At 61.4% G+C, this 15631-nt stretch carries 12 protein-coding genes; 5 read left to right on the plus strand and 7 right to left on the minus strand.

Annotation, left to right across the window (positions count from 1 at the left end):
• Positions 1-37: 37 nt before the first annotated feature.
• The 3 genes from BLR77_RS16990 to BLR77_RS17000 all read right to left on the minus strand — a co-directional run bounded on the left by BLR77_RS16990 (position 38) and on the right by BLR77_RS17000 (position 3596).
• The gene (locus BLR77_RS16990) at positions 38-1288 is read right to left on the minus strand and encodes a sarcosine oxidase subunit beta family protein (RefSeq protein ID WP_074679889.1); all 1251 of its coding nucleotides are present in this window, start codon (positions 1286-1288) and stop codon (positions 38-40) included.
• A 60-nt stretch (positions 1289-1348) separates the two neighbouring features.
• Positions 1349-2602, minus strand: coding sequence for a serine hydroxymethyltransferase (gene glyA / locus BLR77_RS16995; RefSeq protein WP_074679892.1), 1254 nt, complete (start codon positions 2600-2602; stop codon positions 1349-1351).
• 694 nt (positions 2603-3296) lie between these two features.
• Positions 3297-3596: a hypothetical protein gene (locus BLR77_RS17000; RefSeq protein ID WP_074679895.1), complete on the minus strand. Its 300-nt coding sequence runs from the start codon at positions 3594-3596 to the stop codon at positions 3297-3299.
• 239 nt (positions 3597-3835) lie between these two features.
• Here BLR77_RS17000 and BLR77_RS17005 point away from each other — a divergent pair, with 239 nt between their 5' ends.
• Positions 3836-4876, plus strand: coding sequence for a threonine aldolase family protein (locus BLR77_RS17005; RefSeq protein WP_074679898.1), 1041 nt, complete (start codon positions 3836-3838; stop codon positions 4874-4876).
• 157 nt (positions 4877-5033) lie between these two features.
• Here the strand turns inward: BLR77_RS17005 and gbcB are convergent, their stop codons facing one another.
• Positions 5034-6137: a glycine-betaine demethylase subunit GbcB gene (gene gbcB / locus BLR77_RS17010; protein ID WP_074679901.1), complete on the minus strand. Its 1104-nt coding sequence runs from the start codon at positions 6135-6137 to the stop codon at positions 5034-5036.
• A gap of 313 nt (positions 6138-6450) precedes the next feature.
• On the opposite strand from gbcB, the gene gbcA reads away from it, so the two are divergent.
• Entirely contained in the window at positions 6451-7743 is a 1293-nt protein-coding gene (gene gbcA, locus BLR77_RS17020; protein ID WP_074679904.1) for a glycine-betaine demethylase subunit GbcA, read from the plus strand.
• A gap of 159 nt (positions 7744-7902) precedes the next feature.
• Here gbcA and BLR77_RS17025 read toward each other — a convergent pair whose 3' ends face one another.
• The 3 genes from BLR77_RS17025 to thiI all read right to left on the minus strand — a co-directional run bounded on the left by BLR77_RS17025 (position 7903) and on the right by thiI (position 12268).
• Complete coding sequence (locus tag BLR77_RS17025; protein WP_074679907.1) at positions 7903-8658, minus strand: hypothetical protein; 756 nt, start codon at positions 8656-8658, stop codon at positions 7903-7905.
• Positions 8659-8839: 181 nt separating this feature from the next.
• Positions 8840-10663: a translational GTPase TypA gene (typA, locus tag BLR77_RS17030; protein WP_074679909.1), complete on the minus strand. Its 1824-nt coding sequence runs from the start codon at positions 10661-10663 to the stop codon at positions 8840-8842.
• Between the two features lie 150 nt (positions 10664-10813).
• Positions 10814-12268 (minus strand): tRNA uracil 4-sulfurtransferase ThiI, encoded by a 1455-nt coding sequence (gene thiI, locus BLR77_RS17035; protein ID WP_074679912.1) that lies wholly within the window; start codon positions 12266-12268, stop codon positions 10814-10816.
• Positions 12269-12597: 329 nt separating this feature from the next.
• Here thiI and glnA point away from each other — a divergent pair, with 329 nt between their 5' ends.
• From glnA to BLR77_RS17050, 3 genes are all read left to right on the plus strand, one after another.
• On the plus strand, positions 12598-14004 hold the full coding sequence (gene glnA / locus BLR77_RS17040; protein ID WP_072424925.1) for a glutamate--ammonia ligase: 1407 nt from the start codon (positions 12598-12600) through the stop codon (positions 14002-14004).
• A 281-nt stretch (positions 14005-14285) separates the two neighbouring features.
• Positions 14286-14864, plus strand: coding sequence for a DUF4124 domain-containing protein (locus tag BLR77_RS17045; protein WP_074679915.1), 579 nt, complete (start codon positions 14286-14288; stop codon positions 14862-14864).
• A 5-nt stretch (positions 14865-14869) separates the two neighbouring features.
• Positions 14870-15487 carry a DUF4124 domain-containing protein gene (locus BLR77_RS17050; protein ID WP_074679918.1) on the plus strand — a complete coding sequence of 206 codons (618 nt, stop codon included), beginning with the start codon at positions 14870-14872 and terminating at the stop codon, positions 15485-15487.
• Positions 15488-15631: the final 144 nt, after the last annotated feature.

Here is a 15631-nt window from a genome sequence, read left to right on the forward strand (position 1 = left end):
GCGGGAGAGGGTCATCAGCTTTGCGCTACGCGCGCTTTTAGTGAGCCACGGCAGCGGCGCCGTGCTCGTCGATCAGTGCGCCGGTGTGAAAACGGTCGATGGAGAACGGCTTGGCCAGTGGGTGCATTTCACCCTTGGCCAGGCTGGCGGCGAACACGTGACCCGAACCCGGCGTGGCCTTGAAGCCACCAGTACCCCAACCGCAGTTGAAGAACAGGTTGTCCACCGGGGTCTTGGAAATGATCGGGCAGGCGTCGGGGCTGGTATCGACGATGCCGCCCCACTGGCGATTCATGCGCACCCGCGAGAGCACCGGGAACATCTCGACGATGGCCTGCAGGGTGTGTTCGATGGTGCCGTAGGAGCCGCGCTGGCCGTAGCCGTTGTAACCGTCGATGCCGGCACCGATGACCAGGTCGCCCTTGTCCGACTGACTGATGTAGCCGTGCACGGCGTTGGACATGATCACGCTGTCGATGATTGGCTTGATCGGCTCGGATACCAGCGCCTGCAGCGGGTGCGATTCCAGCGGCAGGCGGAAGCCGGCGAGCCCCGCCATATGCCCGGAATTACCGGCAGTGACCACACCGACGCGCTTGGCACCAATGAAGCCCTTGTTGGTCTCGACACCGACCACCGCACCGTTCTGCTTGCGGAAACCGATCACCTCGGTGTTCTGGATCAGGTCGACGCCCAGGGCATCGGCGGCACGCGCGTAGCCCCAGGCCACGGCATCGTGACGGGCGACACCACCGCGACGCTGCACGGTGGAGCCCATCACCGGGTAACGGGTGTTCTTGCTGCAGTCGAGGTAGGGAATTTCCTCGGCCACCTGCTTGGCATCCAGCAACTCGCCATCCACGCCGTTGAGGCGGTTGGCGCTGACACGGCGCTCGGCGTCGCGCATGTCCTGCAGGGTGTGGCAGAGGTTGTAGACGCCACGCTGGGAGAACATGACGTTGTAGTTGATGTCCTGCGACAGACCTTCCCACAGCTTCATGGCGTGCTCGTAGAGCTGCGCGGACTCGTCCCACAGGTAGTTGGAACGCACGATGGTGGTGTTGCGCGCGGTGTTGCCGCCACCGAGCCAGCCCTTCTCGACCACGGCGACGTTCTTCACGCCGAATTCCTTGGCCAGGTAATAGGCCGTGGCCAGGCCGTGGCCGCCACCGCCGACGATGACCACGTCGTACACCGGCTTCGGCGTCGGGTTGCGCCACATGCGCTGCCAGTTCTCATGGTGGCTGAACGAGTGCTTGAACAGGCCGAAGCCGGAATAACGTTGCATGAAGATGCTCCTTGAATCTGTTCTCGAACGCCTGACCTGTAGGAGCCAGCGCAGAAGGCTTTAGCGATAAACCGGGTAATCCGCGCACAGCCCGGCCACCAGTTTGGCCACCTGCGCCTCGACGTCAGCATCGCCGAGGTGATCGAGGATGTCGCAGATCCAACCGGCCAGCGCCTCGCACTGGGCGACCTTGAAGCCACGGGTGGTGACCGCCGGCGTACCGATGCGGATGCCCGAGGTGACGAAGGGCGATTGCGGATCGTTGGGCACGGCGTTCTTGTTCACGGTGATGCCGGCACGGCCGAGGGCGGCGTCGGCCTCCTTGCCGGTCAGGCCCTGTTTGATCAGGCTGAGCAGGAACAGGTGGTTGTCGGTGCCGCCGGAGACCACCTCGTAGCCGCGCTCGATGAACACCCGCGCCATGGCCTGGGCGTTGTCGATGACCTGCTGCTGGTAGGCCTTGAACTCGGGCTCCATGGCTTCCTTGAAGCACACCGCCTTGGCCGCGATGACGTGCATCAGCGGCCCCCCCTGGGCGCCCGGGAACACCGCAGAGTTGAGTTTCTTCTCGATCTCTTCGTTCTTGCGCGCCAGGATCAGGCCGCCACGCGGACCGCGCAGGGTCTTGTGCGTGGTGGTGGTGACCACGTCGGCGAAGGGAATCGGGTTCGGGTACAGACCGGCGGCGACCAGACCGGCAACGTGGGCCATGTCGACGAACAGCAGCGCCCCGACCTTGTCGGCGATGGCGCGAAAACGCGGGAAATCCAGGGTCTTGGAGTAGGCGGAGAAGCCAGCGACGATGATCTTCGGCTTGTGCTCGACGGCCAGGCGCTCGACCTCGTCGTAATCGATCAACCCGGTGGCGGTATCCAGGCCGTATTGCACGGCGTTGTATAGCTTGCCCGAGGACGACACCTTGGCGCCGTGGGTCAGGTGGCCGCCGTGGGCCAGGCTCATGCCAAGGATGGTGTCGCCAGCGTTGAGCAACGCCAGGTAGACGGCGCTGTTGGCCGAGGAACCGGAGTGCGGCTGGACGTTGGCGTAGTCGGCGCCGAACAGCGCCTTGGCGCGGTCGATGGCGAGCTGCTCGACCTTGTCGACGTACTCGCAGCCACCGTAATAGCGCTTGCCCGGATAACCTTCGGCGTACTTGTTGGTCAGGCCGCTGCCCTGCGCTTCCATCACACGCTGGCTGCAGTAGTTTTCCGAGGCGATCAGCTCGATGTGCTCTTCCTGACGGCGTTCTTCCTGATCGATCGCCGCGAGCAACTCGTCGTCGTAACCCTGAATCTGATCCTGCTTGCTGAACATCTCGACTCTCCTGCGGCGCCTGTGGGCGGCGGTCGTGGACGGGCGGGCCGGCAAGGCCCTGTGCAGCGATGGTAGGGCCGCCCCTGCCCCCTCAAATGCCTGCCAACGCCGCGAGAGCATTCGTTTGCGACATGCCCTTGTCGCAATCAGGCGCGTCGGGATCAGTTCGTTGTTTTGCGCACAGATAACGGGGATCAAGCTGTGGATAAACCGTGCATAGCACGCGTAGCCTCAGCACCCGCAAGGGTTTCCGGGCAAAGGTCATTTCCTGATCGATATCAAGCAGTTAACAACGCAGAGCATGCACAGAAAGCGTGGACTAGCCTGTGGAAAAGCTGTCAGCAGATGCCTGCAGGCCCTGTACGCGCTGAGTTCTGGAGCGCTGTTCGCTATCCGTACGCCCAGGCAGATGGGCTGGCTTATCCACCAGCGACAGAGGCGAGAGAGGGGGAACGACTGGGGATATGCACAGAAGATGTGGATGAAACTGTGCATAGGCTGTTCGACCAGCGCTCGCGGCCAGCGCTGCCGCGGCCTGCCGGAAAGCGGATAAAAAACGAACAGGATCAAGGAGATAGATCAGGCTTGTGCACAAATACTGTGGGCGCCGCTGTGCACTGCCTGTGGACACTCAGCGCCAGGCCAGAGCCTGCGGGGCTCCGGCGCCAGCGCGCGCTATTTGCTCAACAAAGCATCATGGCTTGAGCTTGCCACTGCAGCTGCTGGACGCATTCACCAGGCGCTGCTGCATGGCAGGGTCGGGTGGAGATTGGCGGCTAATGGCCTGCAATTCAGCTTCGCTGAATTCCTGACTGACCTTGGTCGCAGCGCAGTCGCAATAAGCTCGCAGCTGTGGCTCCTCGTAGCCTGCCGGTGCGCCAGCGATGCACTGCTGAACGAACTCGGTCTTGGCGTTATCCGACCACTCGGCGGCGGAAACGGGCAGCGCCACGGCCAGCGGCAGGGCAAGGGCGAGCAGGTGACGATAAGTCATAGGAAACTCCTTCTCTTGATTGCGGAGGGCGGATCGACTGCCGCCCTCTGGTAGGTGTGAACCCTGCAGCAAGCCTCAAGTTCCATCTCCGAGCCGAACGGTGGGCCACGAACCGACTCAGCAGTACGCTTCAGCGCAACAACTCGTCGCCGCGACGGACGCCTGACAGACATCCTCAGGGTAAAGTGAGCGCTTTGTCGGCAGACCCGCCGGCAGGTTTTTTCAGAAGGAACGCGCCAATGCCCGACAATGCCCAGCAATTCGCCAGCGACAACTACTCCGGCATCTGTCCCGAAGCCTGGGCCGCCATGGCCGAGGCCAACCAGGGCCACCAGCGCGCCTATGGCGATGACGAATGGACCGCGCGCGCCGCCGACCACTTCCGCCGCCTGTTCGAGACCGACTGCGAAGTGTTCTTTGCCTTCAACGGCACCGCCGCCAACTCCCTGGCCCTGGCTTCGTTGTGCCAGAGCTATCACAGCGTGATCTGCTCGGAAACCGCTCACGTCGAGACCGACGAATGCGGCGCGCCGGAGTTCTTCTCCAACGGCTCCAAGCTGCTGCTGGCCAACACCGACAACGGCAAGCTGACGCCGCAAGCGATCCGCGAGATCGCCCTCAAGCGCCAGGACATCCACTACCCGAAGCCGCGCGTGGTCACCCTCACCCAGGCCACCGAAGTCGGCACCGTGTACCGCCCGGAAGAAGTCCGCGCCATCAGCCAGATCTGCAAGGAGCTGAATCTCAACCTGCACATGGACGGCGCGCGCTTCTCCAATGCCTGCGCCTTCCTTGGCTGCAGCCCGGCGGAGCTGACCTGGAAGGCTGGCGTCGATGTGTTGTGCTTCGGTGGCACCAAGAACGGCATGGCGGTGGGTGAAGCCATTGTCTTCTTCAACAAGGATCTGGCCGAAGACTTCGACTACCGCTGCAAGCAGGCCGGCCAGTTGGCCTCGAAGATGCGCTACCTGTCGGCCCCCTGGGTCGGCATCCTGCAGGACGATGCCTGGCTGAAATACGCCAACCATGCCAACCGCTGCGCGCAGTTGCTCGCCGAACTGGTGACAGATGTACCCGGCGTCAGCCTGATGTTCCCCGTGGAAGCCAACGGCGTGTTCCTGCAACTGTCGGAGCCGGCCATCGCCGCTCTCACCGCCCGCGGCTGGCGTTTCTACACCTTCATCGGCGCCGGTGGCGCGCGCTTCATGTGCAGCTGGGATACCGACGAAGCCCGCGTGCGCCAGCTGGCCGCCGATATCCGTGAAGTGATGAGCGCCTGAGCGACGCCATGACGGCCCCTGCGGGAGGGGCTTCAGCCGCGACCGTAGTAGCCCAGATGCAATCCGGGAAAATGGACCAATAGCCCCGGATTTCATCTGGACTACAGCCCCGCAGGGTGCGCTACGCGCAACAGCGCCCTGCGAGCCAACGTGACGATCAATAGTCGATCGCCACATCCCCTTTCGGCACGCTGCAACACGACAGGATGTAGCCCTCGGCCACATCCTCGTCGGTGATGCCGCCGTTGTGCTCCATCTCCACTTCGCCTGCCGTCTTCATCACCTTGCAGGTGCCGCAAATGCCCATGCCACAGGCCTTGGGAATGTGCAGGCCGAGCTTGGCGGCGGCGGCGTGAACGGTCTCGCCGGGAGCAACGCGGATGCTCTTGCCGGTGCTGACGAACTCCACCTGGTGCAGATCCGCAAGTGGCACATCCGGCGCGTCGGCGGCTTCGGCCGCCAACTCCTTGACCTCGGCGCGAATCTCCGGCGGTGTCGGGCCGAAGGCTTCTTCGTGATAACGGCTCATATCGTAGCCGTTGCCTTGCAGCAGGTGCTTGATGGCACTCATGTAGGGCGTCGGACCGCAGCAGAAGATCTCGCGCTCGAGGTAATCCGGGGCGATCAGTTCCAGCATCGGCTTGTTCAGATAACCGCGATAACCGGCCCAGGATTCGCCCAGGCCGTGCTTCTCGCAGATAACGTGCAGGCTGAAGTTGTTGATGCGCGCCGCCATGTGCTCCAGCTCGCGCTGATAGATGATGTCCTTCGGCGAACGGGCGCTGTGCACGAAGACCATGTCGACATTGGCGTTGGTGTCGTAGAACCAGCGCGCCATCGACATCACCGGGGTGATGCCGACACCGCCGGAAAGAAACAGCACCCTTTCGGTGGGAAAATCGATAGCGTTGAACAGGCCCACCGGCCCATGCACCGGCACTTCGTCGCCTTCCTTGAGGTTGTCGTGCAGCCAATTCGACACCTTGCCGCCCGGCACCCGCTTGATGGTGATGGAGAAACTGTAAGGCACCGAAGGCGAGCTGGAGATGGTGTAGGAACGCATGATCGGCTGGCCGTCGATCTCCAGTTCGAGGGTGACGAACTGCCCCGGCTTGAAGAAGAACAGCACTGGCTGATCAGCCATGAAACAGAAGGTGCGTACGTCCCAGGTTTCCTGGATCACCTTGACGCAACGCACCAGATGGCGGCCGTTGGTCCAGGTCTGCGTCGTAACTGGATTGAGGAAGGCGTTGGTGCTCATGAACGGCTCTCCACGCGACCGGATATCGGCCCATATGCGGCGGATTGTGCGAAAGGCCGCCGGCCGTCATTTATCTGCCAGCGACATCCGCATGCTTATCGCGACCTGGCCGATAGCACGGGGCCTGGCGCGTCGGAAACAAATCCGGCCATGTCGCCCATGGATAAGGTTTTACCTGTTGCCGGCTCCACACTCCGCCTCACCAGCATGCACGCCCATCGCAGGCAGCAGCGATTGATCGAGACCTTGCGGCACACACCGTATCAGCCACTATTTCCGGCAGGCGCAAAGCGCCCGCCAATGAGGAGCCACCATGGACTGCACCCAAAACCTGAGCCTGGGCGACCCGCTGGAGCCCGTCCGCAAGGCCACCGCACAGATGCTGAACGAGCGCGACCACAGTTTCTCCCTGCCGCAGCCGTTCTACAGCGACGAACGCCTGTTCCAGGTCGACATGCAGGAGATCTTCCACAAGGAATGGCTAATCGCCGGTATGACCTGCGAAATCCCGGCCAAGGGCAACTTCCTGACCCTGCAGATCGGCGACAACCCGATCCTGGTCATCCGCGGCGCTGAAGGACAGATCCATGCCTTCCACAACGTCTGCCGTCACCGTGGCTCGCGTCTGTGCGTATCGGACAAGGGCAAGGTCGCCAAGCTCGTGTGCCCATACCACCAGTGGACCTACGAGCTGGATGGCCGCCTGCTGTTCGCCGGCACCGAAATGGGCGCTGACTTCGACCTCAAGGACTACAGCCTGAAACCGGTGCAGTGCAAGACCGCTGGCGGCTACATCTTCATCTCCCTGGCGGAAAACCCGCCAGCCATCGACGAGTTCCTCGCCACCCTGGCGCATTACATGGAACCCTACGACATGGAGAACGCCAAGGTGGCCGTGCAGACCACCCTGATGGAAAAGGCCAACTGGAAGCTGGTACTAGAGAACAACCGCGAGTGCTACCACTGCAATGGCTCGCACCCGGAACTGCTCAACACCCTGCTGGAATGGGATGACGTCACCGACCCACGCGCCAGCCAGGCGTTCAAGGATCAGGTGGCCGAATGCACCACCCGCTGGGACAAGGACAAGATCCCCTACGCCCACGCCAGCTTCGGTCTGCGCAACCGCATCGTGCGCATGCCCCTGCTCAAGGGCACCGTATCCATGACCATGGATGGCAAACAGGGCTGCAAGAAACTGATGGGCCGCATCACCGACCCGGATCTGGGCTCCATGCGCATCCTGCACCTGCCGCATTCGTGGAACCACTGCATGGGCGACCACATGATCGTCTTCACCGTGTGGCCGATCAGCGCGCAGGAAACCATGGTCACCACCAAATGGCTGGTGCATAAAGACGCGGTCGAAGGCGTCGACTACGACGTCGCCCGCTTGCGCCAGGTGTGGGACGCCACCAACGACCAGGACCGCCGCCTGGCCGAAGAAAACCAGCGCGGCATCAACTCCACCGCCTACCAGCCCGGCCCGTACTCCAAGACCTACGAGTTCGGTGTGATCAACTTCCTCGACTGGTACAGCGAGCGCATGCTCAACAACCTGGGCGACACCCCGGCGCAATCGCTGCGCCAGGTGGCGGGCGAGTGATGACGCTCAGCCTGCTGGTGGTGATCGGGCTGGCAGCCTATGGGCTGCTGGCCTGCAGGCCGCGATACGACTGAGCCTGCCCCCTGCCGGATGCAGGGGGTTTTCTGCGATCCAGACCTGATCTTCGAGTTCGTTGCCAGCTCTCAGCTGAATTGATCTCTAGGCTGAAGATGCCGCCTTCGCAGCTGAGATACGTGCTCGCTCACGACGTCTTTTGTTAGCCAGACTCAATCGACGCAACAGATGCCGTACCCGCCAACGTAACGGCTTATCGATGGCCGCGAGTAGTAGCGGGACTTCCTCAGCAAAGTCGATGTCGTCCGTTTCATCATGAACGTCAACGAAGATGCGACGCTCAATGGCCTTGTTGTCATCCAGCGGCAACCCAGCCATCAATCTGTAAAACGCCCAAAAACTCTGATTCCCCGTGCGTTGATAGAACGCGATAACGTCGGCCAAAGCCAAACGCGCACGCTCTCGATCATCGGCAGCAATACGCACAGCGAATAGCTCACCGTAGTCTTTGAAGGTGTAGGCACTTCGGCCATCACGCCCGTAGAAGTGCGTGTTCTCACACGCAAGAATCTTGGCTATAGCAGCCTCGGAGTAGTAAACATCGCTGTAAAGCACCAGCAAGCCTCCCCCCCCGGCAAGCGCGTCCGCCGATAATAGACTGTGCGCTTTGGTGTCTCGCTGCAGCGGGCACCAGCTCAGAACCGGATATCGTGCCAGCGTTTCGCTTGCTGTCAGCAGCCAAGGCTGGCTCACGCCTCGCTCCTCGAGCAGGCGCAGCGTACGCCCCAGAAGGGTCTCACCCCGTACTGAAATCAACTGTTTGGGAGCTGACTGTGAAGTCCAGCGCTCCTGCTTGATACCGCTCTCAGCGGCTAGAATCAAAACTGTCAGGCCATTCATTGGCATACACCTCCCTACCAACACTTCGCGAGGCATTACGCCTAAAAACACAGGGTACTCGCGTCGAATGATATCAACTCGCGACTTAACAGACGCCCCAAAACCATCCTCGTAACAAAAAGCCCCGCCAGATCGCTCTGGCGGGGCTTTTCATTTACAGCTCAAGACCAGTCGCTGAGCGTCAGGCCTTGTTGGCTTTCTTGGCAGCGCGGGTGCGCTCGCCTTCGTCGAGGATCTTCTTGCGCAGACGAATCGACTTCGGCGTCACTTCGCACAGCTCGTCATCCTGGATGAACTCCAGCGCCTGCTCCAGGGTGAAGCGAACCGGCGGCACCAGGGCGATGGTTTCGTCTTTGCCCGAAGCACGCATGTTGTCGAGCTTCTTGCCCTTGGTGGGGTTGACGCCGAGGTCGTTGTCGCGGCTGTTCAGGCCGACGATCTGACCGTTGTAGATTTCCTGGCCGTGCTCGACGAACAGCTTGCCGCGCGCCTGCAGGGTTTCCAGGGAGTAGGTCAGCGCCTTGCCGGTATCGATCGAAACCAGTACGCCGTTCTGACGGCCGGACATGGTACCGGCCTTCACGGTGTCGTAACGATCGAAGATCGAGGTCAGGATGCCCGCGCCGTTGGTCAGGGTCAGGAACTGGTTGCGGAAGCCGATCAGGCCACGCGCCGGGATGTTGTACTCCAGACGCACGCGACCTTTGCCGTCCGGCGACATGTTGGTCAGGTCGCCCTTACGCAGGCCCATTTCTTCCATGACCTTGCCCTGGGATTCTTCAGGGATGTCGATGGTGACGTTCTCGAACGGCTCCTGCTTGACGCCATTGACTTCGCGGATGATCACTTCCGGACGGCCAACGCCCATTTCGAAGCCTTCGCGACGCATGGTTTCGATCAGTACCGAGAGGTGCAGCTCGCCACGGCCGGAGACCTTGAACTTGTCGGCGCTGTCGCCTTCTTCAACGCGCAGGGCCACGTTGTACAGCAGCTCCTTGTCCAGACGCTCCTTGATGTTGCGGCTGGTGACGAATTTGCCTTCCTTGCCGCAGAACGGCGAGTCGTTGACCTGGAAGGTCATCGACACGGTCGGCTCGTCGACGGTCAGCGGCTTCATCGCTTCGACGTGGTTGATGTCGCAGAGGGTGTCGGAGATGAACAGCTGATCCATACCGCTGACGCAGACGATGTCACCGGCGGTGGCTTCTTCGACGTCCACACGGTGCAGGCCGTGGTGGCCCATCAGCTTGAGGATACGGCCGTTACGCTTCTTGCCGTCGACGTCGATGGCAGTCACCGGGGTGTTCGGCTTGACCTTGCCACGAGCAATACGGCCAACGCCGATGATGCCGAGGAAGCTGTTGTAGTCCAGCGCGGAGATCTGCATCTGGAACGGACCGTCGAGGTCGACGTTCGGTGCCGGCACGTGATCGACGATGGCCTGGTACAGCGGGGTCAGATCTTCGGCCATGGCGGTGTGGTCGAGACCGGCAATGCCGTTCAGGGCGCTGGCGTAGACGACCTGGAAGTCGAGCTGCTCATCGGTGGCACCGAGGTTGTCGAACAGGTCGAAGATCTGGTCCATGACCCAATCTGGACGCGCGCCCGGACGGTCGATCTTGTTGATCACGACGATCGGGCGCAGGCCGGCTTCAAAGGCCTTCTTGGTCACGAAGCGGGTTTGCGGCATCGGGCCGTCCTGGGCGTCGACCACCAGCAGTACGGAGTCGACCATCGACATCACGCGCTCAACTTCACCACCGAAGTCGGCGTGGCCGGGGGTGTCGACGATGTTGATGCGGTAGTCGTTCCACTTGATGGCGGTGTTCTTGGCCAGAATGGTAATGCCGCGCTCTTTTTCCTGGTCGTTGCTGTCCATCACGCGCTCGTCGTTGAGCTCGTTGCGCTCCAGGGTGCCGGACTGACGCAGCAGGGCGTCGACGAGGGTGGTTTTGCCATGGTCGACGTGGGCGATGATGGCGATGTTGCGCAGATTTTCGATCACTGTGTGTATCTCGATCAGAGGATTCGGTGTGTCGCCCAGCCTGGACGACGAATATGAAGAAAACTGTTTCAGCGAGCTGAATGGGGTGTCGCCGCAGGCGAACGGTCGGGAGGGCGATGGCGGATACTTCCGCCATTAAGCCCCGGCGTTCTATGCCGGACGATAAACGCGCACATTGGCATGTCCCTCGCTCAGCAGATGGTGGGCGTGCAGGCGGCTCATCACGCCCTTGTCGCAATACAGCAGGTACTGGCGATTCTCATCCAGTTCCTTGAATTTGTTGTTCAACGCGTAGAACGGCAGCGCCTGCACTTCGATGCCCGGAACGTTCAGCGGCTCGTCTTCGGCGGCATCAGGGTGGCGGATGTCGATGACGATCTGCCCGGCCAGCGCTTCACGTACTTCCTCGACCTGCACGTCCTTGCCCAATTCGTCGATAACGCGGTCGATCGGCAACTGGGTGGCGCGCTCCAGCGCGCGCTCGAGGATGGCCATGTCGAACTGGGCTTCCTCGTGCTCGATGCGATAGCCACGGGCCTTGGTGGTCGGGTTGACCGAGATCACGCCGCAATACTCGGGCATGTTCTTGGCGAACTCGGCGGTGCCGATACGCGTGGCGGTGTCGATGATGTCCTGCTTGTGGCTGGCGATCAGCGGGCGCATCACCAACATGTCGGTGGCCGAATCGATCACCGCAAGGTTGGTCAGGGTCTGACTGGAAACCTGGCTGATCGCCTCGCCGGTAACCAGCGCTTCGATCTGCAGGTTCTCGGCAATCCGAGTGGCGGCGCGCAGCATCATGCGTTTGAGGATAACGCCCATCTGGCTGTTGTCGACCTTGCCGAGAATTTCGCCGACCACTTCCTCGAACGGCACGCTGACGAACAGCACACGCTGCGAGCGGCCGAACTTCTGCCAGATATAGTGCGCCACTTCCATCACACCCAGTTCGTGGGCGCGGCCACCGAGGTTGAAGAAGCAGAAGTGGCTGACCAGGCCGCGACGCATCATCTGGTAGGCCGCCACGGTGGAGTCGAAACCACCACTCATCAGCACCAGGGTCTGCTCCAGCGAGCCCAGCGGGTAACCGCCGAGGCCCTCGTGACGGTTGTGCACCACGAAAAGGCGCTGGTCGCGAATCTCCATGCGCACTTCGACTTCCGGCTTCTTCAGGTCGATGCCAGCCGCATCGCATTCGCGGCGCAGGCGCGAACCGACGTGACGCTCGACATCGATGGAAGAAAATTCATGCTTGCCGCCGCGCTTGCAACGCACTGCGAAGATCTTGCCCGGCAGCTGCTCGGCGTAATGACGCTTGCAGTGCTCGGTGATGTCGTCGAGGTCACCCAGCGGGTATTCATTGACCTCAAGGAACAGACCGATGCCCGGCATGTTGCGCAGGCGCTCGGTCATCTCGCTCAGCAGGCGCGGATCGTCCAGGTCGGTTTCGACCTCGAGGTTGTCCCAGACACCGGTCACCCGCAGTTCGGGGTCAAGATCACGCAGCACGGAGCGAATGTTCTTCCCCAACTGGCGGATGAACTGCTTGCGCACCGGGCGGCTCTTGATGGTGATTTCCGGGAAAACTTTGACGATGAGCTTCATGAATAGAGCGCACGCTCGAGGCGACGAAAAAACAGGGGCGCGGATTATAGCGGAAATTGTTCAAGCTTTGACCAAAAATACTGCACCCCTTACATGGCGCACCAAAATGGATCTTTCTTGAAAATAACAGCCCTTAAATGGTGCAAATATTCTTGACGAATTAGCGCGCAGACGGCGCAGCACCTGAGTTTCGCGGCTTCTGCCCAATAAAGGGCACTGGCATGCAATTTGCTCCCTTGTGAGGCAGGTCGCCCTGACGGACTATCCCGCCGGGCTTCACCGCATCTTCAAGGCTTATCGATAAGAGCCTTTTCCACCTGGAGGACAACATGTCTAAGGCTGTTCAACTGATCAAAGAACACGACGTGAAGTGGGTAGACCTGCGCTTCACCGACACCAAGGGCAAGCAGCACCACGTGACCATGCCGGCCCGTGACGCCCTGGACGAAGATTTCTTCGAGCACGGCAAGATGTTCGACGGCTCGTCCATCCATGGCTGGAAAGGCATCGAAGCCTCCGACATGATCCTGATGCCGGTAGACGATACCGCCGTTCTGGACCCGTTCACCGAAGAGCCGACCCTGATCCTGGTCTGCGACATCATCGAGCCGAGCACCATGCAAGGCTACGACCGCGACCCGCGCTCCATCGCCAAGCGCGCTGAAGAGTTCCTCAAAGGCACCGGCATCGGTGACACCGTATTCGTCGGCCCGGAGCCGGAGTTCTTCATCTTCGACGAAGTGAAGTTCAAGTCCGACATCTCCGGCTCGATGTTCAAAATCTACTCCGAGCAAGGCTCCTGGATGACCGACGGCGACGTCGAAGGTGGCAACAAGGGCCACCGTCCGGCCGTCAAAGGCGGTTACTTCCCGGTTCCGCCGTGCGACCACGACCACGAAATCCGTACCGCCATGTGCAACGCCATGGAAGAAATGGGCCTGGTCGTCGAAGTTCACCACCACGAAGTGGCCACTGCCGGTCAGAACGAAATCGGCGTGAAGTTCAACACCCTGGTGGCCAAGGCTGACGAAGTTCAGACCCTGAAGTATTGCGTGCACAACGTAGCCGACGCCTACGGCAAGACCGCTACCTTCATGCCGAAGCCGCTGTACGGCGACAACGGTTCGGGCATGCACGTACACATGTCGATCTCCAAAGACGGCAAGAACACCTTCGCTGGCGAAGGCTATGCCGGTCTGTCCGAGACCGCTCTGTACTTCATCGGCGGCATCATCAAGCACGGTAAGGCCCTGAACGGCTTCACCAACCCGTCGACCAACTCCTACAAGCGTCTGGTTCCGGGCTTCGAAGCGCCGGTAATGCTGGCCTACTCGGCTCGCAACCGCTCCGCTTCGATCCGTATCCCGTACGTTGCCAGCCCGAAAGCCCGCCGCATCGAAGCGCGTTTCCCGGACCCGGCTGCCAACCCGTACCTGGCCTTCGCTGCTCTGCTGATGGCCGGTATCGACGGCATCCAGAACAAGATCCACCCGGGCGATGCGGCCGACAAGAACCTGTACGACCTGCCGCCGGAAGAAGGCAAGCTGATCCCGCAGGTGTGCGGCAGCCTGAAAGAAGCCCTGGAAGAGCTGGACAAGGGCCGCGCGTTCCTGACCAAGGGCGGCGTGTTCTCCGACGATTTCATCGATGCCTACATCGAGCTGAAGTCCGAAGAAGAAATCAAGGTACGCACCTTCGTACACCCGCTGGAATACGACCTGTACTACAGCGTCTAAACCAGTTTCGCGCCGCCCTCGTGCGGCGCGCTCGAAAGCCCCGCCCGGCCCTGCCTGGCGGGGCTTTTTTCATTCCGCCAGCGCCCCCACTCGCAGAATGCGCCAAGCGCACCAGCCTGCGGTATCAGCGAAGGCTAACCGCGCGCACAGCGCCCCCTCGCAATCGGCACCCATGGTGCCGAACCGATTTGTAGCCAAACATCACAGCCATGGCGCCCTGCGCTTGCCAGGAACCGCCAGCAGTGCAAGGCTTAGCGCATAATCCGCGGAAGGATCGCCCCATGCGCCCGTTACTCGCCTGCCTGCTGCTTGCCCTGGCCCTGCCGGTCAGTGCGCAGATCTATAAGTACATCGACGCCAACGGCAACACGGTCTTCACCAACCAGCCACCGGATGGCACGCCAGCCGAGAGCGTCAACCTGCCGCCAACCAATACGGTAGACATGCAGACGCCCAGCATTCCTGCGGAAACCAGCGACAACTCCTCTGCACAGAGCGCCGCGCCCTATTCCTTGCTGAGCCTGACCGGTATTCCGGATGATGAAGCCATGCGCGCCAACAACGGCACCTTCGTCGTCGGGGTCAGCATCCAGCCACGCCTGCAACCGGGCCATCGTCTGCGCCTGATTCTTGATGGCGAGCCATACGGCCAGGCCAGCAACGTGCCGAGCCTGCAGCTGACCAATGTCGACCGAGGTGAGCACAGCCTCGCTGTGGCGGTCGTCGCGGGCGAACGCATCATCCAGCAGAGCGCAACCGAAACCTTTACCGTGCAGCGCGTCAGCGTCAACAGCCCTGCCCGTCAGCCCGCCTCACCGCCACCACCACCGCCACGCCCGACTCCGAAACCTGCGAACTGATCACGATGCGTACACTGCTACTCTGCCTGTTGTTCATCACCCAAGTTGCTTCGGCTCAGGTCTATACCTACATCGACGCTGAAGGTAACCGTGTATTCACTGACAAGCCGCGCAGCAGCAGTGCCGAACGGGTAATGCTGGCGCCGTCCAACAGCATGGAACGAAGCCAGCCCAAACCCACGGAGCGCCTGGCCCCGGCACCCGCAGCAAGCAAACCGACCGTGCACTATCAGGTGCTGCGCATTCTCGTGCCGGAGCCAGACGCCTCGATCCACAACGGTTCCGGCAACATGATCGTCACCCTCAACAGCGAGCCGGGCCTGCTGCCCGGACACAGCTACCGGCTGCTGCTCGATGGCGAGCCCCAAGGCGAGATCAGCCGCAGCCCGGTATTCTCCCTGCAGCACATCGACCGCGGCACACACCAACTGGTGGCCGAGATCATCGATTCCGCCGGGCTCATCGTCGAGCGCACGCCGGCGCAACCCTTCCACATGCACCGCATGACCCTGGCACAGAAGCGCAAGATCAATCCGTGCAAGAAGGATGAGTACGGCGTTCGCCCTGAATGCCCACTGAAAGACAAGCCCAAGGAAGAGGCCAGCATCCTTCCATTCTTCTGAATTCGATTGCACCTTAATGGTGCAATCGGACGCACCACCTCCTAAGCTCTCCCTGTTTTGGGTCGCTTTTCCCCGCCCTGCTTCGCCGCAGCACCACCAAACCCCGGGCAGATCGCACAAAAAATTGCCGGGAGCCATTTTTGA

This window comes from Ectopseudomonas alcaliphila, assembly GCF_900101755.1.
GTDB classification, from domain to species: Bacteria; Pseudomonadota; Gammaproteobacteria; order Pseudomonadales; family Pseudomonadaceae; genus Aquipseudomonas; species Aquipseudomonas alcaliphila.

Excerpts from the sequence above, each read along its gene's own strand:
- BLR77_RS16990 (WP_074679889.1), bottom strand. The coding sequence starts at position 1,288 with ATGCAACGTTATTCCGGCTTCGGCCTGTTCAAGCACTCGTTCAGCCAC.
- glyA (WP_074679892.1), bottom strand. The coding sequence starts at position 2,602 with ATGTTCAGCAAGCAGGATCAGATTCAGGGTTACGACGACGAGTTGCTC.
- BLR77_RS17000 (WP_074679895.1), bottom strand. The coding sequence starts at position 3,596 with ATGACTTATCGTCACCTGCTCGCCCTTGCCCTGCCGCTGGCCGTGGCG.
- BLR77_RS17005 (WP_074679898.1), top strand. The coding sequence starts at position 3,836 with ATGCCCGACAATGCCCAGCAATTCGCCAGCGACAACTACTCCGGCATC.
- gbcB (WP_074679901.1), bottom strand. The coding sequence starts at position 6,137 with ATGAGCACCAACGCCTTCCTCAATCCAGTTACGACGCAGACCTGGACC.
- gbcA (WP_074679904.1), top strand. The coding sequence starts at position 6,451 with ATGGACTGCACCCAAAACCTGAGCCTGGGCGACCCGCTGGAGCCCGTC.
- BLR77_RS17025 (WP_074679907.1), bottom strand. The coding sequence starts at position 8,658 with ATGAATGGCCTGACAGTTTTGATTCTAGCCGCTGAGAGCGGTATCAAG.
- thiI (WP_074679912.1), bottom strand. The coding sequence starts at position 12,268 with ATGAAGCTCATCGTCAAAGTTTTCCCGGAAATCACCATCAAGAGCCGC.
- glnA (WP_072424925.1), top strand. The coding sequence starts at position 12,598 with ATGTCTAAGGCTGTTCAACTGATCAAAGAACACGACGTGAAGTGGGTA.
- BLR77_RS17045 (WP_074679915.1), top strand. The coding sequence starts at position 14,286 with ATGCGCCCGTTACTCGCCTGCCTGCTGCTTGCCCTGGCCCTGCCGGTC.
- BLR77_RS17050 (WP_074679918.1), top strand. The coding sequence starts at position 14,870 with ATGCGTACACTGCTACTCTGCCTGTTGTTCATCACCCAAGTTGCTTCG.